Here is a 25,970-nt window from a genome sequence, read left to right as displayed (position 1 = left end):
TGGGGATGGATCTCACCATCAATGAAGCACGAAACATGGTTACCCGTCCCTACTTATTGTTTTATCAGTTTGCTCTGGAGGCTCATGTAAGGCCAATGTTGTTGTTGGTTGTAGGGGATGAGTAGAGATAGTTGCGAGAATCAGGGCGTTTCGTGTCTTCTATCATTGTGCATCACGTTCCTTCACCTACGTTTTCATGCGCGAGTCAAATTAACCTATAGATAGGTGGGGAGAATTTCATCAGTTGAAGAAACAGGCGAGGAGGGAACACCTCGGCATTGAGGTGTTCCCTTTTGATTCGTTAGCAATCAACGAGTTCAGGACTCTGGTTGAGCAGTTGACTTCTAGGCGAAACGAACTCTTGGTAGCTCTCCTGGTCAAGCTGGTCCTTCTGAAAGAGCGCAACCCGATGGCAGTTCTGGAACGCCAGTTTGACGCCAAAATGGCTCTCTAAAGCGGTGCGCATGGAGTCACTGGCGAGGACGCGCAGTAGTTGACCGCGTGCCTGCTCGCTGGGAGGTGGGGTCTGATTGTCAACAAAGCTGGCCTCACTCTGATGAAGCTTGCCCGCAAGTCCTTCGATGAGATTCCAGGCATAGGGAAGTGAGTCCTTGATACAGGCCAGAAAATCGTTCTGCGAGACAGTACCCTGTTGGGCTTGCTCCAATAATGTTGGGGAAACCGTGAGAGACATTGTGAAACTCCTTTTTGCTGCTGACGTTCTCTGCTCAAGCGAGGGGAGAACAGCCGTTCTACTTACAACGAGAGAGAGGTGAGCAATGTGCTCAAGGAAAAGTCAGGGTCAATCTGCGTGGTGACATCTTCCCCAAGGTATGTATTCATCCAGGCAAGAGCGTTTCGACGGTGAAACTCGACGGCCTGGTGGTAGAATTTGTCCCAGTCCTGTTGACAGTTATCCACAGCCCGTTTCATGGCTGTAAGCGCGGAATGGGCGCCTGCTTCCAGGGAGGTGAACGGGAGAACATCTCCCTTCTCCATTGCTCGCACATAGTCTGAGCGCCCAAACCAGGTGAGGAGACCATCCTTCACCTGCTCACGCACAAAGGCCAGATCCTCCTCAGTCTCAACCTTGTTCGCGATAACCTGCAATTTCACGTCCTAGCCGCACGCATATTCAGCGTGCTGGCGATAGACACCAAGTGCATTCCTGGTAGATTCAACGACCAGGAACGTCAGATCAAAGCGCGTGAACAAACCAGAAGTGAAGGTATCCGCACCAGCCGTCATAACCACGACGACGTACTCATCTGACCCCTCAACACAGTGATTGAGGAGCAGTTCTACCGCACCCACTTTTGAGTGATAGCATTTGAGTCCCAGATCCTGTTCCTGGAATGGCCCCGTCACCAGGAGCGTGACCCCGTTGGAAAGTGCGACCAAAGTAGGACAGCACGGTATTTTCTTCGCGCACGCGCCAGAGACGGGAGCCACAACAGCGCAATTTTCATACCGCCTCACATCCACCTCTTCTTACAAATGAGATTTCGTCTCATTTATTGCTTAGAGTATGCCATACGCATGAGGGAAAAGCAAGGGTTTTTGGTGCCAATATTGATATTACGTCTTATTTACGAAGAAATTGCTATATACTGTTTGACGGCTATGTAAGACTCCTTTTTGCCGAGCCGCCTTGTGAGCGTTCCTGGCAGAGGCTATGAAGATCAGGAATGGTGTTCTCTTCAGATACTCATTTTTCACCAAGAGATTGCTAATGATATCGCGTATCATTGACAGAACGTGACCGTATCCAGTATACTTGCTAAAGATCTCACTATTGATACTTTATATCATTAGCAGGCCAAGAGGAAGTTGTGTTATGCCGATGTACGAGTTTGTGTGTCCCACGTGCCGAACTCATTTTGACGAGTTACGACCGGTGCGTGAGGCCGATGATACGGCGTGGTGTCCCGCGTGCGCAACAGTAGCGGTACGTCAGCTTTCGCGCTTTGCCTTTAAGAAGGCTGCCAGAGCCAGGGCGCAGGAGCGTGAGAGCACGCTTCAACGTTCCGGTCCCGTTTCGCATCCTAGCGGGTGTGCCTGCTGCTTCCCATCGCCACCTCGCACACAACGTGCCTGAGTCACTGTACAGAGATACGTTGGACCCTGGAAAGGACCACATGTGATTGTGAACCAACGTTTGCAGGAGATTGGACAAGAACGTCTGCGTCTTGCTCCGGCCACGCGCGATGACTTTGAGGCTGTCGCGACGCTCTTTGCCGCGTTGCATGCCTATAACGCCTCGCTCAATGCGCAGTTTGCGCTGGCCGATGGCTGGCAAGCCTTATTGAGGGAGCATTTTCTGCGCACGCATGAGAGCGAGGGCACGTTCTGGCTGTTGGCCTGGAAGGGGCAGCGGCCTGTGGGATTGTTGCTTTTAGAGAACCACCTCGACTCGCCCCTCTTTCGCCATCGCGCCTGGGTGGAGCTGGTCGCGCTCTATGTCGATCCAGACGTGCAGGGCGCAGGACTGGCGCAGTGCTTGATGGAGGAGGCGAAGAACTGGACGGCACAGCATGGAGCCTCGCATATGCAACTCTATGTGACGGCGCAAAACGCGCGGGCAAAGGCCTTCTATCGCCATTGTGGCTGGCAGCCCATCCAGGAGATCTGGAGCCTGGCCCTTTCGGCAGAGCCAAACTCGCCATCCTTGCTGGTTGACCCCTCGTGTGATGGGGAACTGCTCAACAACGGGCACCATCACCTGGCACTCAAAACACATACACAAGAAGATCAGGCTCGGAGCAATATCTACACTCTTGAGCAGGAAGCACGATGAACAGAAAGGATAGATACGTATGACGACACAAACGCAGGTCCCGGTGACCGTTCTGACAGGTTTCCTGGGTTCCGGGAAGACGACCCTCCTCAACTCTATTTTAACCGTCGAGCATGGCAAGCGCATTGCGGTGATCGAAAACGAGTTTGGTGAGGTCGGCGTCGACCAGGATCTTGTAATTGGGGCGGAGGAAGAGATCTTTGAGATGAATAATGGCTGCATCTGTTGCACCGTCCGCGGAGATCTCATCCGCATTCTGGGCAACCTGCTCAAGCGCAAAGATCGCTTTGACTACATCCTCATTGAGACGACAGGCATGGCTGATCCCGGCCCTGTGGCTCAGACCTTCTTCGTTGATGACGAGATGCAGAGCAAGATGCGTCTCGATGGCATTGTGACACTGGTGGACGCCAAACACGTCTGGGAGCACATTGATGACAGCAGTGAGGTCAAGGAGCAGATCGCCTTCGCCGATGTGATCTTGCTCAATAAGATCGACCTGGTTGCCCCCGAGGATGTGGACCGGCTTGAGGCACGCATCAAGAGCATGAATGCCGCCGCGAAGATCTACCGCACGCACAACGCGGAGATTGATGTTGAGAAGATCCTCCATGTGGGTGGCTTCAACCTGGATCGGGCCATGGAGGTTGATCCCCAGTTCATGGAGCCAGAGTATCCCTTCGAGTGGGGTGGGATCTACGCGCTTGAGGCGGGAACGTATCAGCTCGCGCTTCAGCCCGGACCCGACCCCGAGATCAATGTTGCGCTTTTTTCGGCTCAGGAGGCAACGACCGCAACCCTGGCTGAGCGCACGATGGATGCAGTGCTGCTCTTCTCCAATGATGAGCAGGTGCGCCGCCCCGGTGAAGTGCTTGAGCGAACAGATATCCTCTATCAATTGGCACTGGAGGGCCAGGAACTCAACTATACGCTCTCAATTGCGCAGCCTGGTTTCTATGCCCTCTACACCCAGCACCATCCCACAGAATTTGAGCTCGAACTGCGCGCTGAGCGTGGTCCTCTGATGGCTGTGGTGGCACACGACTACAAGCCAAAGCACGAACACGACGACGAAGTTTCCTCCGTGGGCATTGATGTTCCGGGTGACCTCGATCCTCGCAAGCTCAATGAGTGGTTGGGCGAACTCCTGCGTACTCAGGGTCCCGATATCTTCCGTATGAAGGGAGTGCTCAGTATCCAAGGGGCTGAGGAGCGCTATGTCTTCCAGGGCGTTCACATGCTCTTCGATGGCCGTCCTGACCGAGCCTGGGGGAGCACGCCCCGTCGCAACTCACTGATCTTTATTGGGCGCAACCTCAATCGCGAACAGTTGAACAAAGGATTCAAGGCATGCCTGGCATAAAACCTCATTCCAAGCGATTACTGGATCCGACCTCGAGCCAGCGGTGGGTGGCGCACCTGGATGACCATGTCAATTCCCTGGCCTGGTCACCCGATGGGTGCTGGCTAGCGGCAGCTTCGGTCAGTGGTCCTATTACGATCTTCTCTGGTACCACCGGGCAGGTCGCGCATACCTTAACAGGTCATGGCTTTGGAACCTGCGAGCTGGGTTGGAACGCTGATGGTAGCCGCCTTGCCAGCGTGGGACAGGATGGCAAGGTCAAGCTCTGGAACCCACAGACAGGCGAGGAACGCTGCTCGCTGCCTGGTGGTGGCTCCTGGGTGGAGCACCTGGCCTGGAATCCCCAGGGGAACCTGCTTGCCACGGCGGCCGGGCGCAAGCTCCGTCTTTGGGACGCGGTAGAGGGGAAACTAGTGCGTGAGTATCCCGACCACCGCAGTACCATCGCCGACATTGGCTGGAAGCCTGCCAGCAATGTGCTGACCTCGGCGGCCTATGGGAGCCTCACGTTCTGGAGCATCGACAAAGATGAGCCATTGGAGCGCTTCGAGTGGAAAGGCTCGATCCTGACGATGGCCTGGGCTCCCGATGGCAAGCATATCGCGACCGGCGACCAGGATGCGACCGTGCATTTCTGGATCTTCCAGAGCGGCGAGGACCTGCAAATGTGGGGCTATCCAACCAAGGTACGCGAGTTGTCCTGGAACAGTACCGGGCGCTACCTGGCAACGGGTGGCAGTCAGACGGCGACCGTCTGGGACTGCTCGGGCAAGGGGCCAGCCGGAAGTAAGCCTATTGAGCTTGAGGGGCATGCCAACCTGATTACGGCGCTCGCCTTTCAGCATAAAGGCTCACTCATTGCCACCGCCAGCAACGAGGGGAAAGCGATCTTCTGGAATGTTGAGCGTCCACGCCGTCCGCTGGTCCAGGCCGATTTTGGTTCAGGTATCAGCCAACTCTCCTGGTCGCCTGATGATCAGTATGTCGCGATTGGCACTGAGGGCGGGCTGGTCACTGTGTGTACGCCTCCACGAGGCAAGTAGAAAGAGAGGCCGCATATGAGTATGCTCGCACAGAGGCGCGCGGATCAGCGCGTTCCAGTGTATGTGCTCGTCGGTTTTTTGGGCAGTGGCAAGACCACCGTGCTCGGCGAGATGCTTGGCTGGTGCGTCGAGCAGGGCCTCAAGCCAGGCCTCATTATCAATGAGTTCGGCGATGTCTCCATTGATGGCGAGGCGCTGCGCAAGGAAGGACTCGCGATGACCGAGCTGACCGATGGCTGCGTGTGCTGTACGGCGGGCGAGGAACTGGTCCCTGCGATTCTGGAGATGGCACGCCGCCCGGATGTTGACCTGGTCTTCTTGGAGGCAACAGGCATGGCTGACCCGGCAGATATACTTGACGAATTGACGGACCCCTTCCTCTGGCAAAAGGTGGTTGTTGGCGGCATCATTTCGGTGATGGATAGCAAGCGCATCATTGAACTGGCAGGCAATCTGGAGTTGGCGCGTAAGCAGATTGAGTTTGCTGATGTCCTGGTTATGAACAAATGTGACTTAATCGACCCGGAGTGGCGCCAAGCCCTGCTGGAGTGGGTACCACGTTATGCTCCCAAAGCACGCGTCTTTCCCGCCGTCGAGGGATTGCCCGAAGAGGGCGTCGAGGCCTTGCTTCTGCACGCGCTGCATCTGGGAGAGAAGCGTTTGGAGCATATTCCCGCTCCTCAGCGTCAGGAGGAGCACGAGCGCACACATGATGCACACGAGCATCATCATGAGCATGGACACGCTCATGAATCTCTTCATACCGTGGGCTTGCCCCTTGATCAGCCGGTAGAGCGCGCCAGGTTTGAGCATTTCCTGCGTGAGTTGCCTGAGGAGATCTATCGTGCCAAGGGCTTCGTGACCTTTGTGGATGATCCACAGGCCATTCATGTCTTCCAGTTCACCCCTGGCTTTTTGCGTATTCGCCCCTTCAAGTTGCAGCGGCGCGATTTGTTGCGTGCTGTCTTCATCGGGCAAAATCTTGAGAAAGCCGGGCTTGCGGAACAGCTCCAAACCTGCACGCAGCCAGCTACTCCTGAGCAGACAAAGATACCCTCCAACTAGTTCTTGCTCTTCGTGACTCGTCGTGTGCCGTTGACCTCCCTTGGCACGCGACGAGTTTTTCTCTTTCGTATGTCCAGAAAGGTAACAGATGGAACGTTCAATGCGCGTAACAAGCACGCCAGTTGTGCGAGAAGATGGAAAATTAATCAAAGTAGTGCAGAAACGAGGACAGCTCTTTATCTGTGCACATGGGTGTTGTTGTGGAAAGACCGAGCGCGGTTTCGCTCCCGTCCCCGAGGACCTCTATCACCAGGAGTGGGAGCGACGCAAACTGCGGAACAAGGTCCATCTGACCTTTTCAGCGTGCCTGGGACCATGTTCACTGGCCAATGTGGCCTTGCTCATCTTCGACGGCACCTCCACCTGGTTCCACTCGCTCAACACACATGAGCAGATTCTCGCGCTCTACGAATATATTGAGGCGCGTCTGCTTGGTGATGTTCCTCTCCCCAAAGACTTACAAGAGTGTATCTTCGACGGATTTGCGCCCGTCGAGGGAGACAGGTCTTCTCTTCTCCCGGTCGAGTGACCTGCACTACTGGATGACAGGAAGATCGACCCCTAATTGATGCAGAAGCCCTGCGAGACCGCTTCCTGGTACAGGCTCAATGGCGAACGCTACCAGTTGATCCTGCTCAAAGCGATAGGTGACGTCTTCGGAGGGCAATGCGATACTGCGTCCCTGGAGCGCAACATCTGGGAGTCCGATGTCTTGCAGGGAAAAGCTCTGGCTTTGATAACCGGAGATCCGTAATGTCCCCGTAAGCATCGTCTCGTCCTCCTCCAGAATATTATGCAGGTTGAATATGAGTCCTGGTATCCCCTCTTTCAGGTGCGTGATCAGGCTGAGAAAGCCTGGCTTTCCAAGTGGTTGAGGCGTCCAGCCGGAGAAGGTGAAGGCTTCTGCCAGGTAGCTCTCGACAACCTCTTGATCATTGACCTCAAGCGCATTCATGACGTTGAGGACGATATCAGTATTGCTCTCTCTGCTGTTCATGAGCGGTCCTTTCTCCGTGGAGCATCTTCTCTCATCTCTTCTGGAGGTTCGCCTGGAGAACAGGCCTCTAACTGTGACGAAGGATAGGCTTGGCTTCGGCATTGCGCACAGCGTCCGAAGAGTGTCAAGGTCAGCCCTTCGAGCGAGAAGTCGGTCTGGTGACATGCGGAGACGAACTGCTCAACGGAGACATCCAGATCGACCTCAACAAAGCGCCGACACTGAACACACGTCAGGTGATAATGGGTGTTATCGTGACAGACATGATAACGATGTGTCCCATCGGCATACGCAATTCGATCCAGCAATCCCTGGTTGACCAGGACTTCAATCGAGCGATAGAGTGTCGCACGTCCAAAATGAGGATCTTGTTGACGCAGATCCTGCCATAGATTGTCAATCGAGAAATCTGTGCCGCTGGCAGCCAGCTCCGCCAGGCGATCCGCAATCAAGCGGCGTGGGCGCGTTATGCGTTGTCCGGCCCGGTCAAAGGCGGTCTGAATATTCTTCGCAAGCATGGTCTTACTCTCTCAATCCTGACTGGTTGCCATGTGCAGACGCATCCTCGCTGTCATGCCTGCCATGTCTTCCTTGTTCTTCCTCTGAATTAATGATATAATGTATCATTAATTCTGTCAAGCAGAGCGCCTGGGTACTTGTATGATAAAGAATGCATTCGTGGAGAGAAATCAACATGCAGCGAGACACATTGATTGAGACAAACGATAGGGAGGCTCAGCTTCTGGAGCAAGTGACACGCTGGGTTACTGATCTGCTTGCTCTTGAGGAGGATACGTCTCTCCTGATCAAGCAGATGCGTTGTACCACGCCTGACTGCCCTCCTTTCCGGACGATGATCTATCTCATGAGTGAGGGCCGCCCTGTCTATCGATACAAAATCCATAAGACCCTCATGGACATCACGTGCGAGGATGTGGCAGCACTCGTATTTATTGAGCCGAAGAGGGATACGTTTCTGGACATCCACATTACTCAGACTGAAAAGGGATAATAGGCAAGTATGAAGAAAAGGGAGGGCGGGCGGAAGGGAGAATACCTATTCGCTGCCTGCTCTTCTCTCCATTAAAGGGGATGAGACCTTGTGCCTATGAAGTTTGTCATTGGTTTCAGGTTTTACACTCTGCTCTAATGACGAGACAGGTGGTAAAAAGTATAGCGTGGAAGGGCAGCGAGTTATAGACAGCTCATTGTAGAGAGCAATAGGCACTTATTTATTGCCTGCGATGTTGTAGAGCTGAAGTAATTCATTGATCACAGCCTCTTCCCGGCCCTCTTTGATGCCTTCAACAACACACAATTGCAGATGCTCGCTGAGGATCGCTATCTCAAGCTTCTCGATGGCCTTACGCACGGCATATGTCTGGCGCAGTATATCAACACAGTATTTGTCTTCCTTCACCATTTTTCGAATACCTGCGATATGCCCTTCTATATAGTTGAGCCTTTTGAGGATATCGTGCTCTTCGGCTTGCATTCCTGTTCTCCTGTCTCGTGCTCTCCGCAACGTGAGGGTCTGCAATAATGTTATTTTGTGCACTTACATCCATGAAAAATGATTCTGAATCTCATGCGTATACTGCATTTGTAATACCTAATATATCCAAAGGACGCCTGTTTTGTCTACTGGGAGAACATTCTATTGCTATACCTGAGGGACCCCAGCATATGGCCTCTCTTTGCTCATAAGGAATGAACATCTTCACATTCGTGGAAGCCTCAAAGTGGGCTTAATCTGTCGGCTGTGTAAGAGTCGCAATATCCTCTTGCGTGATTTCAGCTATGGTCTTATGGATCTTGTACTGGCTGGTTGGATGAGCTGTTTTCAACAGAGCAATGACCGTCTCAATGGGAGGGCATCCAGGTTCGGAACAGCGTAGCTCTGTCACCATGATAGAGGTATCTTCATCTGGATGAAGTGCCTGGTGAACCCAGCTTTTCACCTGTTCGACGAGGCGAGGATCGCTTTGGTGCCTGGGTTCAAAAAAGTTGTTCAGCATGGTCTCTCTCTTCTCCTGGCGACGTGTCGCCGTTGTATTCTGTCAGGGCATAATGGTTCGCTTCATCCTGTGTAGGGATGAGGGGGAAGATTCTGGTAGACGTGATCGGCGTGATACTCAGCCTCGCGAAAAAGGACCGCGAGATGCTCATCGTCGAGCGAATAGTAGATAATGTTGCCCGAACGGCGTTGCCGGACGAGCCGTCGATCACGTAGCAGCCGCAGCTGATGGGAGACCGCCGACTCCGACACACCAACCAGAATCGCTAAGTCGCGCACACAGAGCGTATGATGCATGAGCGCGTACAGTATTTGAAGCCGGGTGGAGTCGCCCAGGGCCTGAAACATCGTGACCACCAGGGAAAGTAGCTCTTCTGATGGAGCAGAAGAACGCGCACCCTCCAGGGTCTCCGGGTCAATCGGTGTCAAGACAGTAGGCGTGGCACGGCTCGGTTGTGGTATGGGGTTCCTCGGTTCTGTCATAATCTAATGATACATTGTATCTTTAGTGATTGTCAAGCGCCCTGTGAAGGAGCGAGCGATAGTTCTGTGTCCTGTGGCGCGAACAGCGTCTCGTCTCCTGGCTCTTCTAGAGCCTCGCGCTGCGCGCCTCGCTTGCGTAGGAGCATGGGGAGAAGGCGTACCAGGACGTATGTCACAAAGGCAAAGGTGGTAATAAAGAAGCTCACGGGGTAGGGGAGATAATACGAGACCGTCAGTCCCAGCCAGGTGAAGAGGATGGAGAGCACGACGGAGCAGAGAATTGTGAGAGGAGGGCGTGAGGTCAGGCGCTCGGCAATCGCAGCGGGCGTGACCAGGAGGGCGAAGATCATGAGGACGCCGACGACCTGGGTAGCCGCGGTCACTGCCAGGGCCAGCACCACCATAAAGAGCAATGAGAGCAGTTGGGTTGGCACACCTCGCGCCTCGGCGATCTCTTCGTCGAGAGAGGCAAAGAGCAAGGGGCGGTAGATCGCAAACAAGACGACGAGCGTCACAATGGTCGTGATCAAGGTAATGATGACGTCGCGCTGGCTGATCCCGAGCACCTGCCCAAAGAGCACGGCATAGGCCTCGGTCGCATACCCCTTGTAGAGTGAGAGGAAGAGCACCCCCAGGCCCAGCATCCAGGCCAGGACAATCCCTGTGACCACGTCGCGCCCCTGCAAGCGTTTCCCCAGCCATCCCATCATCATGCCACTGCCAATGGTGAAGGCCAGGAGGCCGTAGAGCGAACTCACCCCTACGAGGATCGCCGCAGTCGCACCCGCGAAGCCGATGTGCGAGAGCGAGTGGCCAGCGAAGGAGAGTCCGCGCAGGACCACAAAATAGCCAACAATGCCAGCGACAATCGCCACCAGCGTCCCCGCGAGATATGCATTGCGCATAAAGGCATAGCGAAAGATCTCCCCGAAGTCGGCGAGCAGATTCCAGGACAGGGTCGGGCTACTCGCTACGACCAGGCCGTGTCTTACCTGTAGCTGGGACAGGAATGGGAGAAGCAAATTGATCGTGTGCAGCATCAGTCTGAAGTTCCTTCCTTCTCTCTTCTGTGTCAGTATTCATCTTCCCAACTCTAAACCAGAGACCAGGACGCGCCCCCGGCTATCGCGCATGACCTCAACGGGTGCGCGGTAGAGACGCGAGAGACGCTCAGTCGAAATAATCTCCTCGGGCGTGCCGAGCGCGATTTGCTTCTGTGCGATGTAGAGCACCTGCTGCGTCATTGACAGCAGCGGGTTGATATCGTGAGTGACCAGGAGGACCGTCATCTGACGCTCCTGGGTGACCTTGCCAACCAGCCGAGCGATGGCGTACTGGTTGCGGATATCCAGGCTCGCCAGTGGCTCGTCGAGCAGTAACAGGCGTGGCTGGCCCAGAATGGCCTGAGCCAGGAGCAGGCGCTGCTGCTCACCCCCCGAGAGCTGTCCGACCGGACGATTGATGTACCCGGTCGCTCCGACCGCCTCACACGCCGCCTCCACCAGTTCGCGGCGCGCTTGACGCTGTTGTTGGGTGACAAAAGGCGAGGCAATGCCCCATTTATGCCCATCGAGGCCCAGCATGACAAAATCGCGTGCGCACACTCGCAGGTGCGCGTCCAGGGTGCGCCTCTGCGGGACATAGCCGATCAAGGGATTGCCGCGTCTCGGTTGCGCTCCCAGCACACGTATCTCCCCTTGCGCTGGCGACATCAGGCCGAGCACCAGGCGCAAGAGCGTGGTTTTGCCCGCGCCATTGGGGCCAAGCGCGCAGACAAACTCCCCTGTATGAATAGTGAAGGAGGCTTCGCGCCAGATGGTGCGGCCTCCCTGCCGCACTGTCAGGCCATACGCTTCAAGCACGTTAGCGCACACCTCTTGTTTCTGCCTGGTCGTTGTCTCGGTAGCGTGTTGCCTGGCGTGTTCTGTCTCTGCTGCACCTGTCATTTCCTCACTCCTCTCTGGCTAGCTCTTGCTCCTCTGGCTCAGGGCCTGCTCAAGTTTGTCGAGCTGAGCAAGCTGCCAATCCTGGAACTTACCATTGGCGGGGCGCACCGTCTCGGAGACCTCGACAACGGGAATACCAGCCTTTGCCACCTGTTGTTGGAGGTTTTTGACACTGTTATCGATAGTCTGCACATTGAGAATAAAGACCTTGATCTCGTTCTTCGTAATTTGGTCGTTGAATTCAGCGACAGAGTTCGCAGGAGGTTCAGAGCCATTGGCCTCGGCGGTGTAGTAAGCCTCCGGCGTGATTACCTTGAGCCCCAGGGCGTCTGTCATGTAGATAAAGATGGATTCAGAGATGCCAATGGGCTTCCCTGCATACTTCGACTTGATCTCGGTGATCTTGTCGAGGTAGGGCTTCAAAGCCACCTCAAAGGCGCTATATTGTTGCTCGAAATAGCTGGCATCAGCGCTATCAATCGCCTTATAGTCAGCGGTGATCTGTTTGGCGACCTGTTGCACATACTCCGGGTTATACCAGAGGTGGGGATTCTCGCCCTCTTTCTTGCCCACCAGCTTGCCCACATCGAGCAGCTTGCGCGTATCGGAGGGGTTGGCATCCAGCAGCTTGCTACCCCAGGTATCATAGCCCGCGCCATTGAGTATGACGTAATCCGCCTGAGCGATAGCACGCGCATCGTCGTTGGTGCTCTCGTAGTCGTGTGGGTCGCCGGTTGGTGAGCTCACCAGGCTCTTGAAGGAAGTGTGTTTGCCACCGATTTGTGTGGCGATACTGCCCCAGAAGTTTTCGCCCGCGACGACGCTTACGACTTTCGATCCGCTGGCGTTGCTGGCCTGGCTCTCTCCTCCACAGGCCGCCAATGGCAGGAGCAGACCAAGGAACAGCAAGATGCCGAAACAGCGACGGCTGACTGACAATCGGCGTTTGGGTCGTAACGCCTTCTCCATACGTGACATGTATCCTCCAAAGAGAAAAGGAATTCGCTGCGTTAATGATACACAATATCATTAACTTCCGAGACACTGTACCATCATTCAATAGCCATGTCAAGGGAAAATAAGCCTATTTGCGCAAATTTTCTAGTAAAAGTCACTACTTTATTACATGAACAGATGCTCATATAGGTGGGAGGAGAGAGAGGAGCTGATCGTTCTGAGACTTTCTGGAGGCGAGAAATGTTCTACCTGCTCTTCTCAGCTCTGGAGCGTGCTGTATAGGCATCCGCAAGGTGCTGCCATTGAGACACTATCGCCTCAGCGGGACAAGCGACTTCTCCCCAGGCGGCGAGACACTGATAGCGATAGGCCAGGCCTTGCGTTTGAAGCACCCAGGTCTCGTAGGCACTGATCCAGGAGAGTAAAGAAGTGAGGAGAGAATTGACGGCCTGACATTTTCGCGGGCTTGATGGAAGCGAGAGCGCCGGAAGCTGATCCAGTGCCCAGGCGTCCAGAGGCCATTCGACATTGAGAGCCAGGCGAGGCGTGAAGCTATACCGTTTGAGAAAGATGCCCTCAGAGGGGGAATGGGTGTAAAAGAGACCAAATCCCCAGAGGGTAACGGTGTGCTGTTCTTGCGTCTGAAGAACATAGGAACTGCTGCCCACGACCTCTTCTGGCGGCCTCCGACGTGTAAAGCCATATTCGAGTAAGAGATTGCCTTCTGCACGGCGAATATCCTGCCCCCAACACCACATTTGTTGATTGAAAAGCGCGGCTCCCTGCTTCTTGAGGTGTAAAGGGCGTTGAGAGCCTTCAAGATGAAATTGATGCGTCATATGTTCCTCCTGTGCATAAGATGAAGCCATATGCGGTTGAAAAAGATCTCAAAGATGCTTGCAATTACTAATGATACATTATATCATTAGTAGGCAGCGGTGTGCCAGCGAAGACTCTTTCCTGGAACAACATGGTCTACAAGGAGACTCTCTGTTGCTGCGGAGAGCGTGAACAGACAGGAGAAAAAAGCATGAGACTGTATGTAGGAAACTTGTCATATCGGATAACCGACCAGGAATTGGGTGATTTCTTTGCCCAGATTGGTCGAGTGCAGAGGGTCCGTGTGGTCACGGAGCGGGAGACCGGACGGAGCAAAGGTTTTGGCTTTGTGGATATGTTGAATGAGCAAGATGCCAGAGCCGCTATTGAGCAACTGAATGGAAAGAGGCTTGGAGGAAGGGCTCTAACGGTGGCAGAGGCTCGTGAGCGTCCTGAGTCACCAGAACGCTGGCCGATATCTACGCGAGAGCAAGCCAGGTAAAAGCCTCTCTCTCAAACCGATGTGGTCCTGGCCCCGCTTGCCAGGACCACACTGGTCTTACCTGGAGAAGGATGAGTAGTATGCTGATACGCATATGGCATGGTCGAATTGCCAGTGAGAATCTGACGAACTATCTCAGGCGTTTGCGAATAGACTGTAGCCAACAGTATCGCCAAGCGCGGGGGAATCGTGGCCTTCAGATCTTGTGTAGGCAGGACGGAGATGCGCAGGCGCTAGAAGTACACTCCTTCTGGAATACACAGGCTGACCCGCAAGCCTGTATCGCAACCTATGATCTCTATCAGCCTGAGACACAAAAAGACCTGCTTCTGGAGGCGCCATACGTGGTTCTCTATGAACTGGCCATGGAGGCAGATCTGGGACACTACCACGCGATGCATTCAACACAGGCTCATACACATGACTAGCCGCAGCCCTTTGCTGTTTGCAGAAGCATACGCCTGGATTTTACCAGAGAGATTGCTGAGATTTCGTCTCAACAAGTATTGACACTGCATCTCAATAAATGGTACTGTAATAGCGTATTGATATACAGTATCGCTAGCAAAATAGCGCAAGGAGCACCTGAAATTTTCCTTGGAGAGACTTTTCACAGGGAAACGATGAGAAGATATCTTTACAAATCATCAGGTGCTCTTACTTATCTATTGTCTATGGTGTATATTTCTATTTCCTTCAAGGAGGAATCCTATGTCTCCCTCGCGTCGTGTAGCGCTTCCGTCTGCACTTATCAGTATGTTTTTCCTGCTGCTCCTTGCGGCCTGTAGTGGGAGCAACGCTCAGGGGTCGTCCACTGGAAGTGGCAGTAGTGGAAAGACGATTGAAGTGGTGGCCGCCGAAAATTTCTGGGGTAGTATCGCCTCCCAGGTTGGCGGTAGTCATGTCCATGTCACCAGCCTGATCGTCGATCCCAATGCCGATCCTCATAGCTATGAACCAACCACCGCCAATGCCAGAGTGGTGGCTGATGCGCAGTATGTTATCTTCAATGGTGCGGGCTATGATCCCTGGATAGACAAGCTGTTGAAGGCCAATCCGGCAAGTGGGCGCAAAGAATTGAATGTGGGCGACTTCAATGGCAAGCACGAGGGTGATAATCCCCACATGTGGTACAACCCCGATTATGTGACAGCCGTGACGAATAAGATTCGCGACGACCTCAAGACGCTCGATCCGGGCGATGCCACTGCCTTTGATCAGTCGGATCAGGCTTTTCTCACGAACGGGTTGAAGCAGTATCATACGCTGATCGCAGACATCAAAGCAAAGTATAGCGAGACGCCGGTCGGGGCGACAGAGAGCATCTTCTCCTACCTAGCGCCCGCCCTGGGATTGAAGCTGGTCACGCCATATTCCTACCTCAAGGCCGTTTCTGAGGGACAAGATATCGCAGCCGCTGACCAGGCGACCGTCGAGCAGCAGATCAAGCAGAAACAGATCAAAGTGCTGATCTACAACTCGCAGAATACGCCCAATAATATCCAGGCCCTGATCAACCTTGCGAAGGCCAACAACATTCCTGTCGCCACCATCACTGAGACACTGACCCCGGCGAACGCCTCGTTTGAGGAATGGCAGTCAGCGCAACTCCAAGGCATCGAAACCGCCCTCGCCCAAGCGACGGGCAAATAACGCATTGGCACGGCAAGTCTGGGCTTGCCGTGCCAATGGAGGGAACCACAGCATGCATGATATATCCTCTTCTCCTCTGCCTGTTCCCACCTCTACCGCGCTTTCCCCCATTATCCAGGTGGAAGAAGCGGCGGTCATGCTGGGCGGGCGTACTATCTGGCAGCAGGTACACCTGAGCGTCCAGCCAGGCGAGTTTCTGGCGATCCTGGGTCCCAATGGCGCAGGCAAGTCGACGCTGCTCAAAGCCATCCTCGGGCTGCTTCCGCTCGCTGCTGGAAGCATCACGGTCCTTGGGCGTCCCGCGCAACGAGGAAATACCGTCATCGGTTATGTCCCCCAGCGGCGGCATTTTGAGGCCGATGTGCGTGTGCGCGGGCGCAGTATTGTGCGCCTCGGGCTGGACGGCGCCCACTGGGGATTACCCCTGCCGCTGCTTCAGCGCCGTAAAGCACGGGAAGTTGCGGCACGCGTGCAGGAGGCCATTGAGCTTGTTGGCGCAAGCGCGTACGCTGATCGGCCCATTGGTGAGCTCTCCGGCGGAGAGCAGCAGCGCTTGCTGATCGCACAGGCGCTGGTCAAGCGTCCGCGTATCCTGGCCTTGGACGAGCCTCTCGACAGCCTGGATCTGCGCAACCAGCAAGGTGTGGCGGGCGTGATCCGCCAGATCAGCCGTGAAACGGGGGCCACGGTACTCCTTGTCGCGCATGATGTCAATCCCATCCTGTCGGCGGTTGATCGCGTGGTGTATGTCGCGCATGGGCAGATTGCTGTCGGGAGGCCAGAAGAGGTGATCACGACGGAGACACTTTCGCGCCTCTACAATACGCCTATTGAGGTTCTGCGTGCCAGCGATGGGCGCATTGTCGTGGTTGGGCAGCCCGAAGAGGAGGTCAGCTATCATGCACATCGTCTTCGCTGATGCCAATCCCTTCTCCTGGGACCTCATCGCAGACCTCCAGCTCCTTTTGCACTATCACTTCATGCAAAACGCCTATCTCGCGGGGACGCTTGTCGCCGTGGTGGCAGGAGTGATGGGCTATTTTATGGTCTTGCGCGACCAGAGCTTCGCGGGACATAGCTTGGCGAACGTCGGCTTTGCCGGAGCGACGGGGGCCGCTCTCTTTGGGATCGCGCCCGTCATCGGCCTCTTTCTCGCGGGCCTGCTCGCAGCGGTGGGCATCCAGACGTTAAATAGTGCGGCTCGCCAGAACCGCCAGAGCGATATCGCGGTCGGGGCCGTTTTTACCGCCTCGCTGGCGCTGGGCTTTCTCTTTATTCACCTCTCCACAGCCGAGTACGCAGGCAGCGTCTACACGGTCCTCTTTGGCAATGTGCTCGGCATTAGCGACACTGATCTGACCATCATTGCCTGCTCAACGCTCCTTTTGCTCGTCATTATGTTCTGTATCGCACGCCCCCTCTTTTTTGCCTCCCTTGATCCCAATGTAGCGGCGGCGCACCGAGTACCAGTGCGTATCCTCTCCCTTGGCTTCCTTGTGCTGCTGGCACTGGAGGTGGCCGTCGCCGTACAGGTCGTTGGGGTGTTGCTCATCTTTGCCCTCCTGGTCACGCCAGCAGCGATTGCGCAATATGTCACGACTCGCCCTGGTGTGGCTGTGCTCGTCGCGATCACCTTAGCACTGCTCTTTACCTGGGTCGGACTCGCCATTGGCTACGCCACTCCCTATCCAGTTGGCTTTTTTATCACCACTTTGGCCTTTGTCACCTATGTCCTGGTCCGTGGCATGCGCTTCATCCAAACGGCTCTTCTACGCCGACGTATCCATTCACGAGAAGGGGGGATCATATGAACGTCATCACTGCAACAGCACTGCCCCCATTCACCCTCAATCTCTGGCAGGATCTCCAGGTGATGCTGAGCTACGACTTTATGCGCCAGGCCCTCCTTGCCGGAACGCTTTTGAGTATCGTTGCCGGGCTGGTTGGCTATTTTGTCGTCCTGCGCCACCAGGCCTTCGCTGGTGAATCGCTTTCGGACGTCGCCTTTACCGGAGCACTGGGTGGTGCGGCCTTGGGGATCAACCCTTTCCTCAGCCTGATGATCACCACCGTTGTCGTGGCGCTCGCGATGGGTGGATTTGGTGAGCGCTTGCGGGGGCGGGATGTGGCGATTGGCACGGTTCTGGCCTGGGTGCTTGGATTAGGCGTCTTCTTTTTGAGCTTGTTTACCGCGCATGTGAGCGGAACAGGAACGGGCTTTTCAGGGGTCACCGTGCTCTTTGGGAATATTCTGGGGGTATCAGCAGATCAACTGCGAACGATAGCACTTGTGAGTGGTGGGGTAATACTTGTCCTCTTGCTGCTTGCACGCCCCTTACTCTTTGCATCCCTCGACCCTGATGTCGCAGCTGCTCATGGGGTACCAGTACGTGCGCTTGGTCTGGGGTTTATGGTGCTCCTGGCCATCACGGTGAGTGAAGCAACCCTGGCCGTGGGAGCATTACTGGTATTTGCGCTGTTGCTTTTGCCGGCAGCCATTGCATATCAGGTTGTCAGCCGCCCCTTTGCGGCCCTTGGGTTTGCCGCTGTCCTCGCCATCGCTTTCACTTGGATCGGCATTGCCATCGGTTTCTACACAGGATATCCGAGCAGTGTCTGTATTAGTCTACTAGCCTTTGTGAGCTATATTGCAGTAGTCGGGGGAAGCGGTCGCATGGTGAAGATCGCAAGGACAAAGAAAGAGATCTCACACGCATGAAAGGGTAGTGTTGCAAAAATTTTTGAGCCCATCAAAACAAAGCGTAGGACAGCAGCAACAGAAGCGTTTTCAGGAGAAAGAGGTACATCTTTTGCTTGTTTTACCCTAAGACGATTTTCGAATATGCATCATTTTGATGGGCTTAAAAATTTCTGCAACACTACCCCGTAATCTACCTCGCCCGCGCTGACAGCGCGAAAGACATCAGCGAAGCTATGATGGGGCTGAAAGGATGCTTCCTGCTGACCCTCCTGGCGGAAATATGCCCGTGCAGCCTCGTCCCCAAAGGCTCCCCGCTCCCCCTGGAAGGCGACACTGATCATGTTGGCCGCGCAACTGGTGCTCGACTGTTTACTGGGAGATGCTACCATTGATTGATTTTCCTCCATGTGTCATCTGGAGGGATTGTGTCAGCTTTTCACGTGATCTGTCAAGAATGGTACCTGCTATATAGTATTTTTGAGTCATTATAGGGATATAGCTAGACTATATTGATCAAGTGCTCTATCTGAAAGGAGGGTGCTATGCCTGTGCCCAAGAAAAAGCCCACCACGTTGTTCCCTGATGGGCGTGTTCAAGGCGTTTTGCGGGAAAAGAAGTGCATAATAGGAAGAGGAGCAGCAGCAGTTGAGTGTGCTGGGGAGGCTTGTGCCAAGCGTAGAGAGAGGAACGGTATGTGGGGGAACTGCAGCCCTATGACGATTGCTTGTGGTGTGCTGCCTGGCGAAAGGCTTCTGTCTCTGCCATGGTCTCCTATTGTGATGGTGGCTCCTGCTGAAGTGGGAGGACCAGGTCGCGAAGGTTGCCATGATCGGCAGCCCTCTGGCTCTGTGGCAAAAAAAGCGATCTCCTGGCGGTATTGTGAGAGTAGGGGACAACAACATGTTCGCACTGGCACGGATCGAGTCTGAAGACTCGTCCAGCATTCACCCTCACGTGGCCAGGAGCCATACCATGCAGAGAAGCACGGACGATACTCGTTTCCACTCGTCCAGCAATCTGAACTGACATGCATGGAGTACGCATCGCGTAAGGAGAGGAAAGAGCAAGCTAGAGCCTGTATCGTCCTTTACCGCACGTGTTTTGCTGCCTGCATCACCTGTTCGGCCATCGCCTCAATATCGTGGGAGAGACCAGGAGCAAACTCTTCTGGCCGTACGTCCCCTGGCGTGAATGGAACGCCTTCAGGAGCCTGCTTGGGAACCTGCAGGGTGCCTCCATTGTGCTCACTGGTCGTCGAGGGGGATTGGCCGGTAATAATCTTCGCCATCTCTGAGCCATCCAAGCGCCAGTGGTACTGCTGGTTGTGAAGCCCCTTGTCCATCAATTGCTTCACTTCGGGGAACTGTGTGGCATCGAAATTGGGAATGGGAAGCAGTTTATTCCAATTTACGCCCAGCGACTCCAGTGCCTTCGCAAAGACATTCTCATGCGCGTGATCACGCACAATTAAATACGAGATGGTGGAGCGTGCCGTCTTATTCGCGGTCATTTCATACAGACGACACTTTTGGAGACGCCCCGTGCTTTCCAGCATCAAATTATAGAGCAGATCAAGCGACAAATTGCCGCTATTATAGACATACGAGCCCGACCAGGGATTTCCGGCGGCATCCACTGGCATTGCTCCCTGAGCAGCGACCAGGAAATGATGAATATTGCCATGCCCCTGACCATTCCGATCAAGCGCAACCTTGAGCGGAGTGCTGTTGCGCCCTTCGCCCATTTCCTTGCCCTGATAACGCGGAGATCCATCCACGAGCCGGTTAATTGTGGTCGCGATCAGTTCCACATGGCTAATCTCTTCGATGCCTACGCCTTGAATGACATCGAGATAGGGTTTGGCTTTGCCGCGAAAATTGAAGCTTTGAAAGAGGTACTGCATCATGGTGCGCATTTCACCAAATTGGCCGCCCAATCCCTCCTGAAGCGCATTAGCCGCAGCCGGATCTGGTTCATCGGGCACAATTTCATTGATCAGCTTCTGTACATGGAAAAACATATTTTCTCCTTCTTGTCTCGTAAAGAGGAGCACACCCGTCTCCTCTTGGGGAAGAAATCACTTTATTTCCATCATAGGCTGAACCACAACTTATTAACCTCTATCGTTGAAGCGAAAGCGTGTTAACTGGTATGTCTGAGGGCTGTTGCAGGCGGTGGTGGCCCAATTGATGGTGGTGATCGTGCGTCACTGGCTGCACTGGTAGGAAGAGCGTGATGAAGATTGTTGATGGCTGGTAATTGACCCGAAACCTTAGCTGGTTTTGCCCTCAAACGTCGGTCTGTCTCACTCTTGGTGAAGGATGGGTTGATCTGGCGACCGCTCTTTATTTTCTGCACAGAGAAAAGGGCAACCCCCCCTGTTTCTGTGCTTTCGTTCCAATAGGGCCAGTTCCATCTCAGGAGCCTGGCCCCGCGGAGCAACGTCTCGCTCACTGCATATAGAGCGTGCCGCGAGCTTCATGGATCTTGAGCGCGAGCGTCGGGGCGACGTACTTGCCCGTCACCACTTCAATATAGACTCCCGTCTCACCCGTTTCGGCACGAGCGATGGCACGGTCCAACTCGCCACAGGTGGTGACTCTAGCCACAAACCAGTTGTCACACCCGAGGGCCGCTGGTACCTGCTGATAATTCCACGCCGCCACATCGTTGTAGGCTTTCTCTCCATCCTTACAGAGCAGGCGTTCAATCAGGTAGCCATGATTATTGAGGACAAAAATGATGGGCTTGAGTCCGTAGCGAGCGAACTGGCCCACTTCTTGCGCAGTGAGTTGATGGGAACCTTCCCCCGTGATCAACACGGTCCGGTGCTGCGGGGAGGCAACAGCGGCCCCAAAGGCTGCTGGAGTGGCCCAGCCGATGGAGCCCCAGAGAGCCTGATTGTGAAAGACGGTGTTCGCAGGCATCCGCGCGAAGGCCATGCCCATCGAGGAGGTGCCTGTCTCGGTGATCAGGATATCATGCGGCTTGAGAAACTGCTCCCAACGAGGATAGAGATACTCGGCGGTGATTTTCCCATCCTTCGTGCCCTGGGGGGGTCCCAGTCCGCTGACTGGTGGTCCTTTCACATCGGAACGCCTGGGCAACCGGCGGGCAAGTTCCTGCAACACATCCTTCATCCACACATGCCCAAAGACCTGATGGCCTACCCGCACATGATCGTAGAGCATATTGATACTCTTTGTGCGATCAATACGTGCTGTGAATGCTCCCGTGTTGAAATCCGTTAAAAGAGCTCCCACACCCAGGACGCAGTCGCAGTCTTCGACGAAGGCACGCACTTCGGGATTCATCAGTTGACCATCATACATGCCGATAGAGGAGGGATGCGTCTCATCAAGCGTGCTCTTATCGTTGAACATGGTGGCAAAGGGCAACCCGGAGTGGTCTATGACCGCTTCCAGCTCCTGGCGCAGGTTGGCTCGTGCGACGAGAAAGCCAGGAAGAATACATGCCGTCCTGGCTCGGGTCACCTTTTCCACGATGGCCGCGATCGCAGCTTCAAGGACCGCCGGGTCACTCTGCGGCATGGGCAGTGGTGTAGCCATTCCGAGCACGGGCTGATTGACATCATCGGCAGGGAAAGCCATGTAGACCGGTCGGCGCTGAGAGAGGGCAGCCGCAATCAGCCGTTCGGTCTCAGATGCGCAGTTCTCTGGGGTCAAGATGGCTCGTGCGCAGACGACAGGTTCGACCATCCGATAGAAGAGGTCAAACTCGCCATTGCCAAGAGTGTGGTGGACCAGTGCTCGTGCGCGCTGCGTGGCTCGATTGGGCATACCCACCAGGTGGAAAACAGGGACGTGCTGCGCATACGCCCCAGCAATCGCATTGAGCGCGCTCAGTTCGCCAACCGCGTAGGTGGTACTGACTGCCGCCACGCCTTTGATGCGCGCATATCCATCGGCGGCATACGCCGCGTTCAACTCATTGCAGCAGCCAATCCAGCGCAGGTTTGGGTCCTCATCAATGGCATCATCGATGGGGAAGGCATAATCACCGGGAACCCCAAAGATATCGGTGATGCCAAGCTGATGCAGCCGCGAGAGCACATAGTGGATGACACGTTGTTTCATTGAAGCGTTCCTTTCTCTCGTGGAAGAGCGATTGAGCTACCTTTCTTTGATAGCCGATGCGTCGTATGGAATAGTTCCCAACGTCAGTATAGGCGAGCAGTTCAAGCACAGGGGGCAAGTGTCATCCAATCATTTTGAATCACCGAATCTGTGCCAGACTCCAAACGTGAGCAATTGCCCCAAGAGTGAGCACTAGCAGAAACGTGACTGGGGAAACCGCTCCAGATCTCACTTCTTCTCTTGCCATCTTGTAAATTGGAACTCTTTTGTCTGGTGCCCCATACCTGCCGCGAGCCCGTTTCTGGGCTATGCGCTTTCCGAACTCGTTGGAAGAGGCAAGGCGATAAAGAAGATTGTCCCCTTTTCCTCCGAAGACTCTACCCAGATGCGCCCACTATGCTGCAGAACAATTTCTTTACAAATGGCAAGTCCCAGTCCCCATCCGGGTGTCGCAGAGGATCGCGCTTCAGGACTGCGATAGAATGGTTCAAAAAGCGTCTTCTGCTGTTCTTGGGAAAGCACAGGGCTTTCATTGGAAACCGCAAGGATGGCCTCTCCTGGTCTCTGGCTTATCTCCACGCCTATGGGCGTGTTCGCAGGGGAATATTTGAGGGCATTGGTGACCAGATTGCTCACGACCTGAGAGACCCGTCTATCGTCGGCTTGCACGACCACAGGATCAGCAGGCAGTCGCAGATCAATCGAACGATCTGTCTGCGATTGTTGTTCTTCAATAACTTGCTGACGGAGAGAGCCAGACAACGCGCGTCCAGGGCCTGCTCTGGGGTCAAGGAGATGGAGCGGCCATCGGGGAGCTGCATTTGCAAGGTGGTGTCTCCCTGGCTGGTATTTCAAGGTGGCGAGAGGACATCCTCTCAAGAGGATACCTCATTCTTGCTATTGAGCAGATGTGCTCGCCGTCATCGCGGCGCAAACTGGTCAGTCACCTATGCAGATGACAATACAAGCCGCTTGGAAAGCCATTGCTCAAATGGGGGCTATTTAGCTCGTCGCAGCGATGGTCCTCCCGGCTGGAAAACGCTTTGGAAGGGCTGGCTTCGTGTCCAAACCCTGCTTGAAAGGGTTTATCTCGCTTCTCATCTCCGTTTGTCATTTGTGTAGAAAAGACAGGGCTCTAGCCGTGGGGAGTCGTCACTATAGCTCAACCTCTCTTGGCTCATATTGATATCCATTCGTTACCCATTGGCGGCGGATTATCTCTGCCTTCTTCCTCTGCTCATCTGTGATATCAAGCGTCTTAAACCAGATGATAGGCGAGAGGCTGTAGGCATTTATCAGAGACTCGATACTGCTATGACTCTCACAATCAACCGACCCCAGGCCAATCGAGTCGCACTGATCGAGCGCGACCCTGCCAGAGTCAAACTCTATACCATTGATCAGGTTGAGTTCGGTGACGAGCATAAACCGTCTCATGTTCTCACTTCCTTCTACGTTCATATTGAAACAAGCCTACTCGACGAAGGGCCGGAGCAAGATGTAGACTTGCTCAAAGGACAGTCGAACACGCTGGGGAAAGGCGACTCATTCCGTACGGTTTGACCGATTAAGAAAGCTTTCCTGGGCCTATCTCTGATAACAAAAACCTTCACTCCGGGCCTCATCAGTAAGGCCCCCATACTTCACACATTCACCACATGCCCACACCATATCGTCAGGATCTTGTGGCGCTTCAACGGGACGAAACATGTCTGTCTGCTTCCCGCACAGTTGGCAATGCGTCGGGATGAACATCGTCTCTTCAACCTCTTCAGGTGTCAAATCGGTGATAGCCAATACATTGTCGGGATGATCCTGTAGACAGGCTTCAGCGCACAACTCACACAGGTATTCCTCACACGCAAGACACACATACATCGCATGGGCTTCACAGGTGCATCTAATCAATTCTTTCGACATGAGACACCTCCTTACCACCGTCCTACCACGCCACACAAACACAGCTAGCTTCCCTACTTAGGGGAATTCAGAGGGGGGTATGTCTGGCCTCCATAGAGAGGGGAAAAACGGGTTGTGTTGCAAAAAGTACGAGGAAAGAATTTGAACATGAGCGACTCTCTCAACCTTTCTTAGACTGCCACTCCGAACAGTTTGGCGACCAGCGCAATCTGCCCTCTCACATCCCCTTTTCCCACCCCTTGCAACTGCCCTTTTCTCATCATATTCATCACCTCGTATCCTTCTAAGGTTCGCCATGCCGTTTCAAAAGAGAAAAAGCCCATCCCTGGCTTCGTCAGCCGTTTGATGAACCGATGGTCTTGCTCAATGAGATTGTTGAGGTATTTCACTTGCCTCAGTTCGACAGTTTCTGGAAGGATCCCAGCGACTTTCAGATCGGCAAGTGCTTTGGGGTAGGCTGCGTTTTTATCGACGTTGATCACTCGTGGAATTGGCGTCGTGGTGGTGGGGAGAGCCGAAACGGTGGGCTGGCTCACTGGCTCCTCAAGCAGACGAGCATGAGGAACTGAACACGCAGGACCGTGTAGCGCTTTGAGGAAGAAGCGTTTGGCAGCCTCGGCGTCGCGTGTTGAGCTTACGAGGAACTCCAGGGTCTGGCCATCTGAATCCACTGCACGGTAGAGGTAGAACCACACCTTTTTGATCTTGATGTAGGTCTCATCAACGCGCCAGGAGTCATTGCATGCTTTGAGATGAGGCCGACAGCGCTTTTCTAGTTCCGGAGCGTAGTGCTGCACCCAGCGATAGATCGTGGTATGATCGACAGAGAGTCCCCGTTCCCGCATCATTTCTTCGAGGTCGCGATAGCTGAGTGTATAGCGCAGATACCATCGTACACACAGGAGAATGAGGTCGGCCTCAAAATGACGCCATTTGAACGGGTGCTGTTCTGCCATGATGGATCCTCATTTTTCTTCTTTTCCACTCACTCTAACAGATCAGCTTTCTTTTTGCAACACAACCCGATGGAGAACGTCGCTACCAAGTGTTTCGCGAATCGCTCGTGGATAGGAGCCATGCCCATCCGTCGTCACTTGCTCTGGTGCATGGCCAACTGTCTGGAGTGCTTGCTGAAAAAAGCCCTGAGCAGCCTCCATATCTCGTTTCTCGCTCAAGCGCGAATCCACCAAGTTGCCATCCGAATCAATGGCTCGATACAGATAACACCACTTCCCATGCACTTTGACGTAGGTTTCATCGACATACCAGGATCAACCCGCTTGTCCGCGTCGCTTGGTGCGCAGTCTCTCCGCTAGTAAAGGGGCAAAACGAGCTTCCCATTCTCGAACGGTCTCATGTGTGAACACAAAACCGCGTTCCAAAAATATTTCAGCGAGATCACGCAGGCTCAACTTGTAGCGAAGCCGCCACAGGACGACGAGAAGCACGATATCGGTCGGATATTCGAGATAATTGAAGGGAGTACCAGTTCGCTCGTTGAAGGTGCGGTGACATCTCATGCAGGAGAACGTGGAATAGCCGAGTGTCGTTTTCTTGCGCTGTTCTTTCGTGGTTGGGGATGCGCAGTGCGGGCAGTTCATAATGCTCTC

The 25,970-nt window shown here is 54.3% G+C and carries 32 protein-coding genes and 1 pseudogene; 13 read left to right on the top strand and 20 right to left on the bottom strand.

Annotated elements, in window-relative coordinates:
- Nucleotides 1-301 precede the first annotated feature (301 nt).
- From KRAC_RS41830 to KRAC_RS63590, 3 genes are all read right to left on the bottom strand, one after another.
- Nucleotides 302-694 carry an SCO5389 family protein gene (locus tag KRAC_RS41830; protein ID WP_007917849.1) on the bottom strand — a complete coding sequence of 131 codons (393 nt, stop codon included), beginning with the start codon at nt 692-694 and terminating at the stop codon, nt 302-304.
- A gap of 62 nt (nt 695-756) precedes the next feature.
- Nucleotides 757-1,116: a hypothetical protein gene (locus tag KRAC_RS63595; protein ID WP_052569097.1), complete on the bottom strand. Its 360-nt coding sequence runs from the start codon at nt 1,114-1,116 to the stop codon at nt 757-759.
- A gap of 3 nt (nt 1,117-1,119) precedes the next feature.
- Complete coding sequence (locus KRAC_RS63590) at nt 1,120-1,479, bottom strand: ATP-binding protein (protein WP_157507795.1); 360 nt, start codon at nt 1,477-1,479, stop codon at nt 1,120-1,122.
- A 358-nt stretch (nt 1,480-1,837) separates the two neighbouring features.
- Here KRAC_RS63590 and KRAC_RS67475 point away from each other — a divergent pair, with 358 nt between their 5' ends.
- The 6 genes from KRAC_RS67475 (at nt 1,838) to KRAC_RS41795 (ending at nt 6,797) form a co-directional block, all read left to right on the top strand.
- A complete protein-coding gene (locus KRAC_RS67475; RefSeq protein WP_007917848.1) occupies nt 1,838-2,098 on the top strand; it encodes an FmdB family zinc ribbon protein in 261 nt (86 codons plus the stop codon).
- A gap of 42 nt (nt 2,099-2,140) precedes the next feature.
- A complete protein-coding gene (locus KRAC_RS63585; RefSeq protein ID WP_007917845.1) occupies nt 2,141-2,797 on the top strand; it encodes a GNAT family N-acetyltransferase in 657 nt (218 codons plus the stop codon).
- 19 nt (nt 2,798-2,816) lie between these two features.
- Nucleotides 2,817-4,160, top strand: coding sequence for a CobW family GTP-binding protein (locus KRAC_RS41810; protein ID WP_007917842.1), 1,344 nt, complete (start codon nt 2,817-2,819; stop codon nt 4,158-4,160).
- Entirely contained in the window at nt 4,148-5,203 is a 1,056-nt protein-coding gene (locus KRAC_RS41805; protein ID WP_007917836.1) for a WD40 repeat domain-containing protein, read from the top strand. The genes KRAC_RS41810 and KRAC_RS41805 overlap by 13 nt, the downstream gene beginning before the upstream one ends.
- 15 nt (nt 5,204-5,218) lie before the next feature.
- The gene (locus KRAC_RS41800) at nt 5,219-6,268 is read left to right on the top strand and encodes a CobW family GTP-binding protein (RefSeq protein ID WP_007917834.1); all 1,050 of its coding nucleotides are present in this window, start codon (nt 5,219-5,221) and stop codon (nt 6,266-6,268) included.
- A gap of 88 nt (nt 6,269-6,356) precedes the next feature.
- Complete coding sequence (locus KRAC_RS41795; protein WP_157507793.1) at nt 6,357-6,797, top strand: (2Fe-2S) ferredoxin domain-containing protein; 441 nt, start codon at nt 6,357-6,359, stop codon at nt 6,795-6,797.
- A 6-nt stretch (nt 6,798-6,803) separates the two neighbouring features.
- Here KRAC_RS41795 and KRAC_RS41790 read toward each other — a convergent pair whose 3' ends face one another.
- Together KRAC_RS41790 and KRAC_RS41785 are read right to left on the bottom strand one after the other, a co-directional pair.
- Nucleotides 6,804-7,265 carry a nuclear transport factor 2 family protein gene (locus KRAC_RS41790; protein WP_007917832.1) on the bottom strand — a complete coding sequence of 154 codons (462 nt, stop codon included), beginning with the start codon at nt 7,263-7,265 and terminating at the stop codon, nt 6,804-6,806.
- Complete coding sequence (locus tag KRAC_RS41785) at nt 7,262-7,783, bottom strand: Fur family transcriptional regulator (RefSeq protein ID WP_007917831.1); 522 nt, start codon at nt 7,781-7,783, stop codon at nt 7,262-7,264. Before KRAC_RS41785 ends, KRAC_RS41790 begins: the two co-directional genes overlap by 4 nt.
- A 176-nt stretch (nt 7,784-7,959) precedes the next feature.
- Between KRAC_RS41785 and KRAC_RS41780 the strand changes: the two genes are divergently transcribed.
- Complete coding sequence (locus KRAC_RS41780; protein ID WP_007917830.1) at nt 7,960-8,277, top strand: hypothetical protein; 318 nt, start codon at nt 7,960-7,962, stop codon at nt 8,275-8,277.
- 216 nt (nt 8,278-8,493) lie between these two features.
- Here the strand turns inward: KRAC_RS41780 and KRAC_RS41775 are convergent, their stop codons facing one another.
- The 7 genes from KRAC_RS41775 to KRAC_RS41745 all read right to left on the bottom strand — a co-directional run bounded on the left by KRAC_RS41775 (nt 8,494) and on the right by KRAC_RS41745 (nt 13,507).
- Complete coding sequence (locus tag KRAC_RS41775) at nt 8,494-8,760, bottom strand: metal-sensitive transcriptional regulator (RefSeq protein ID WP_007917829.1); 267 nt, start codon at nt 8,758-8,760, stop codon at nt 8,494-8,496.
- Between the two features lie 253 nt (nt 8,761-9,013).
- A complete protein-coding gene (locus KRAC_RS41770; RefSeq protein WP_007917828.1) occupies nt 9,014-9,283 on the bottom strand; it encodes a hypothetical protein in 270 nt (89 codons plus the stop codon).
- Nucleotides 9,284-9,345: 62 nt separating this feature from the next.
- Nucleotides 9,346-9,765, bottom strand: coding sequence for an ArsR/SmtB family transcription factor (locus KRAC_RS41765; protein WP_007917827.1), 420 nt, complete (start codon nt 9,763-9,765; stop codon nt 9,346-9,348).
- A gap of 32 nt (nt 9,766-9,797) precedes the next feature.
- A complete protein-coding gene (locus tag KRAC_RS41760) occupies nt 9,798-10,805 on the bottom strand; it encodes a metal ABC transporter permease (protein WP_007917826.1) in 1,008 nt (335 codons plus the stop codon).
- Between the two features lie 39 nt (nt 10,806-10,844).
- Nucleotides 10,845-11,711: a metal ABC transporter ATP-binding protein gene (locus KRAC_RS41755; RefSeq protein ID WP_007917823.1), complete on the bottom strand. Its 867-nt coding sequence runs from the start codon at nt 11,709-11,711 to the stop codon at nt 10,845-10,847.
- 18 nt (nt 11,712-11,729) lie between these two features.
- The gene (locus KRAC_RS41750) at nt 11,730-12,689 is read right to left on the bottom strand and encodes a metal ABC transporter solute-binding protein, Zn/Mn family (RefSeq protein WP_007917821.1); all 960 of its coding nucleotides are present in this window, start codon (nt 12,687-12,689) and stop codon (nt 11,730-11,732) included.
- Nucleotides 12,690-12,913: 224 nt separating this feature from the next.
- On the bottom strand, nt 12,914-13,507 hold the full coding sequence (locus KRAC_RS41745) for a hypothetical protein (RefSeq protein WP_007917819.1): 594 nt from the start codon (nt 13,505-13,507) through the stop codon (nt 12,914-12,916).
- Between the two features lie 191 nt (nt 13,508-13,698).
- Between KRAC_RS41745 and KRAC_RS41740 the strand changes: the two genes are divergently transcribed.
- The 6 genes from KRAC_RS41740 (at nt 13,699) to KRAC_RS41715 (ending at nt 18,361) form a co-directional block, all read left to right on the top strand.
- The gene (locus KRAC_RS41740) at nt 13,699-13,989 is read left to right on the top strand and encodes an RNA recognition motif domain-containing protein (RefSeq protein WP_007917817.1); all 291 of its coding nucleotides are present in this window, start codon (nt 13,699-13,701) and stop codon (nt 13,987-13,989) included.
- An 80-nt stretch (nt 13,990-14,069) separates the two neighbouring features.
- Nucleotides 14,070-14,417 carry a hypothetical protein gene (locus KRAC_RS41735; protein ID WP_007917815.1) on the top strand — a complete coding sequence of 116 codons (348 nt, stop codon included), beginning with the start codon at nt 14,070-14,072 and terminating at the stop codon, nt 14,415-14,417.
- Between the two features lie 283 nt (nt 14,418-14,700).
- The gene (locus tag KRAC_RS41730) at nt 14,701-15,642 is read left to right on the top strand and encodes a metal ABC transporter solute-binding protein, Zn/Mn family (RefSeq protein ID WP_007917812.1); all 942 of its coding nucleotides are present in this window, start codon (nt 14,701-14,703) and stop codon (nt 15,640-15,642) included.
- 52 nt (nt 15,643-15,694) lie between these two features.
- On the top strand, nt 15,695-16,561 hold the full coding sequence (locus KRAC_RS41725; protein WP_007917811.1) for an ABC transporter ATP-binding protein: 867 nt from the start codon (nt 15,695-15,697) through the stop codon (nt 16,559-16,561).
- Nucleotides 16,542-17,453 carry a metal ABC transporter permease gene (locus tag KRAC_RS41720; protein WP_007917810.1) on the top strand — a complete coding sequence of 304 codons (912 nt, stop codon included), beginning with the start codon at nt 16,542-16,544 and terminating at the stop codon, nt 17,451-17,453. The genes KRAC_RS41725 and KRAC_RS41720 overlap by 20 nt, the downstream gene beginning before the upstream one ends.
- On the top strand, nt 17,450-18,361 hold the full coding sequence (locus KRAC_RS41715) for a metal ABC transporter permease (protein ID WP_007917809.1): 912 nt from the start codon (nt 17,450-17,452) through the stop codon (nt 18,359-18,361). The genes KRAC_RS41720 and KRAC_RS41715 overlap by 4 nt, the downstream gene beginning before the upstream one ends.
- A gap of 128 nt (nt 18,362-18,489) precedes the next feature.
- On the opposite strand, the gene KRAC_RS72500 is transcribed toward KRAC_RS41715, so the two are convergent.
- From KRAC_RS72500 to KRAC_RS67470, 8 genes and pseudogenes are all read right to left on the bottom strand, one after another.
- Nucleotides 18,490-18,732, bottom strand: a complete 243-nt coding sequence (locus tag KRAC_RS72500; RefSeq protein WP_007917808.1) for a prephenate dehydratase domain-containing protein — start codon at nt 18,730-18,732, stop codon at nt 18,490-18,492.
- A gap of 698 nt (nt 18,733-19,430) precedes the next feature.
- Nucleotides 19,431-20,363, bottom strand: coding sequence for a manganese catalase family protein (locus KRAC_RS41705; protein WP_007917801.1), 933 nt, complete (start codon nt 20,361-20,363; stop codon nt 19,431-19,433).
- Between the two features lie 430 nt (nt 20,364-20,793).
- The gene (locus tag KRAC_RS41700; protein WP_007917800.1) at nt 20,794-22,440 is read right to left on the bottom strand and encodes an alpha-keto acid decarboxylase family protein; all 1,647 of its coding nucleotides are present in this window, start codon (nt 22,438-22,440) and stop codon (nt 20,794-20,796) included.
- Between the two features lie 306 nt (nt 22,441-22,746).
- Nucleotides 22,747-23,295 (bottom strand): sensor histidine kinase, encoded by a 549-nt coding sequence (locus KRAC_RS41695; protein WP_244422491.1) that lies wholly within the window; start codon nt 23,293-23,295, stop codon nt 22,747-22,749.
- Between the two features lie 300 nt (nt 23,296-23,595).
- Nucleotides 23,596-23,877 (bottom strand): hypothetical protein, encoded by a 282-nt coding sequence (locus tag KRAC_RS41690; RefSeq protein WP_007917799.1) that lies wholly within the window; start codon nt 23,875-23,877, stop codon nt 23,596-23,598.
- Between the two features lie 150 nt (nt 23,878-24,027).
- A complete protein-coding gene (locus KRAC_RS41685) occupies nt 24,028-24,360 on the bottom strand; it encodes a hypothetical protein (RefSeq protein WP_007917798.1) in 333 nt (110 codons plus the stop codon).
- Between the two features lie 170 nt (nt 24,361-24,530).
- Nucleotides 24,531-25,316 carry an IS6 family transposase gene (locus KRAC_RS41680; RefSeq protein WP_007917796.1) on the bottom strand — a complete coding sequence of 262 codons (786 nt, stop codon included), beginning with the start codon at nt 25,314-25,316 and terminating at the stop codon, nt 24,531-24,533.
- Between the two features lie 66 nt (nt 25,317-25,382).
- Nucleotides 25,383-25,961 (bottom strand): annotated as a pseudogene (locus KRAC_RS67470) (IS6 family transposase); the annotation flags it as partial.
- Between the last annotated feature and the right edge of the window lie 9 nt (nt 25,962-25,970).

This window comes from Ktedonobacter racemifer DSM 44963, from assembly GCF_000178855.1.
In the GTDB taxonomy this organism is placed as follows: Bacteria; Chloroflexota; Ktedonobacteria; order Ktedonobacterales; family Ktedonobacteraceae; genus Ktedonobacter; species Ktedonobacter racemifer.
Note: the sequence above shows the minus strand (reverse complement) of the source record. Positions and strands in the feature narration are given on the sequence as shown.

Bases quoted from the DNA above. Each gene is read 5' to 3' on its own strand.
- KRAC_RS41830 (WP_007917849.1), bottom strand. From the start codon at position 694: ATGTCTCTCACGGTTTCCCCAACATTATTGGAGCAAGCCCAACAGGGT.
- KRAC_RS67475 (WP_007917848.1), top strand. From the start codon at position 1,838: ATGCCGATGTACGAGTTTGTGTGTCCCACGTGCCGAACTCATTTTGAC.
- KRAC_RS41810 (WP_007917842.1), top strand. From the start codon at position 2,817: ATGACGACACAAACGCAGGTCCCGGTGACCGTTCTGACAGGTTTCCTG.
- KRAC_RS41805 (WP_007917836.1), top strand. From the start codon at position 4,148: ATGCCTGGCATAAAACCTCATTCCAAGCGATTACTGGATCCGACCTCG.
- KRAC_RS41800 (WP_007917834.1), top strand. From the start codon at position 5,219: ATGAGTATGCTCGCACAGAGGCGCGCGGATCAGCGCGTTCCAGTGTAT.
- KRAC_RS41795 (WP_157507793.1), top strand. From the start codon at position 6,357: ATGGAACGTTCAATGCGCGTAACAAGCACGCCAGTTGTGCGAGAAGAT.
- KRAC_RS41790 (WP_007917832.1), bottom strand. From the start codon at position 7,265: ATGAACAGCAGAGAGAGCAATACTGATATCGTCCTCAACGTCATGAAT.
- KRAC_RS41785 (WP_007917831.1), bottom strand. From the start codon at position 7,783: ATGCTTGCGAAGAATATTCAGACCGCCTTTGACCGGGCCGGACAACGC.
- KRAC_RS41780 (WP_007917830.1), top strand. From the start codon at position 7,960: ATGCAGCGAGACACATTGATTGAGACAAACGATAGGGAGGCTCAGCTT.
- KRAC_RS41775 (WP_007917829.1), bottom strand. From the start codon at position 8,760: ATGCAAGCCGAAGAGCACGATATCCTCAAAAGGCTCAACTATATAGAA.
- KRAC_RS41770 (WP_007917828.1), bottom strand. From the start codon at position 9,283: ATGCTGAACAACTTTTTTGAACCCAGGCACCAAAGCGATCCTCGCCTC.
- KRAC_RS41765 (WP_007917827.1), bottom strand. From the start codon at position 9,765: ATGACAGAACCGAGGAACCCCATACCACAACCGAGCCGTGCCACGCCT.
- KRAC_RS41760 (WP_007917826.1), bottom strand. From the start codon at position 10,805: ATGCTGCACACGATCAATTTGCTTCTCCCATTCCTGTCCCAGCTACAG.
- KRAC_RS41755 (WP_007917823.1), bottom strand. From the start codon at position 11,711: ATGACAGGTGCAGCAGAGACAGAACACGCCAGGCAACACGCTACCGAG.
- KRAC_RS41750 (WP_007917821.1), bottom strand. From the start codon at position 12,689: ATGTCACGTATGGAGAAGGCGTTACGACCCAAACGCCGATTGTCAGTC.
- KRAC_RS41745 (WP_007917819.1), bottom strand. From the start codon at position 13,507: ATGACGCATCAATTTCATCTTGAAGGCTCTCAACGCCCTTTACACCTC.
- KRAC_RS41740 (WP_007917817.1), top strand. From the start codon at position 13,699: ATGAGACTGTATGTAGGAAACTTGTCATATCGGATAACCGACCAGGAA.
- KRAC_RS41735 (WP_007917815.1), top strand. From the start codon at position 14,070: ATGCTGATACGCATATGGCATGGTCGAATTGCCAGTGAGAATCTGACG.
- KRAC_RS41730 (WP_007917812.1), top strand. From the start codon at position 14,701: ATGTCTCCCTCGCGTCGTGTAGCGCTTCCGTCTGCACTTATCAGTATG.
- KRAC_RS41725 (WP_007917811.1), top strand. From the start codon at position 15,695: ATGCATGATATATCCTCTTCTCCTCTGCCTGTTCCCACCTCTACCGCG.
- KRAC_RS41720 (WP_007917810.1), top strand. From the start codon at position 16,542: ATGCACATCGTCTTCGCTGATGCCAATCCCTTCTCCTGGGACCTCATC.
- KRAC_RS41715 (WP_007917809.1), top strand. From the start codon at position 17,450: ATGAACGTCATCACTGCAACAGCACTGCCCCCATTCACCCTCAATCTC.
- KRAC_RS72500 (WP_007917808.1), bottom strand. From the start codon at position 18,732: ATGGTAGCATCTCCCAGTAAACAGTCGAGCACCAGTTGCGCGGCCAAC.
- KRAC_RS41705 (WP_007917801.1), bottom strand. From the start codon at position 20,363: ATGTTTTTCCATGTACAGAAGCTGATCAATGAAATTGTGCCCGATGAA.
- KRAC_RS41700 (WP_007917800.1), bottom strand. From the start codon at position 22,440: ATGAAACAACGTGTCATCCACTATGTGCTCTCGCGGCTGCATCAGCTT.
- KRAC_RS41690 (WP_007917799.1), bottom strand. From the start codon at position 23,877: ATGAGACGGTTTATGCTCGTCACCGAACTCAACCTGATCAATGGTATA.
- KRAC_RS41685 (WP_007917798.1), bottom strand. From the start codon at position 24,360: ATGTCGAAAGAATTGATTAGATGCACCTGTGAAGCCCATGCGATGTAT.
- KRAC_RS41680 (WP_007917796.1), bottom strand. From the start codon at position 25,316: ATGGCAGAACAGCACCCGTTCAAATGGCGTCATTTTGAGGCCGACCTC.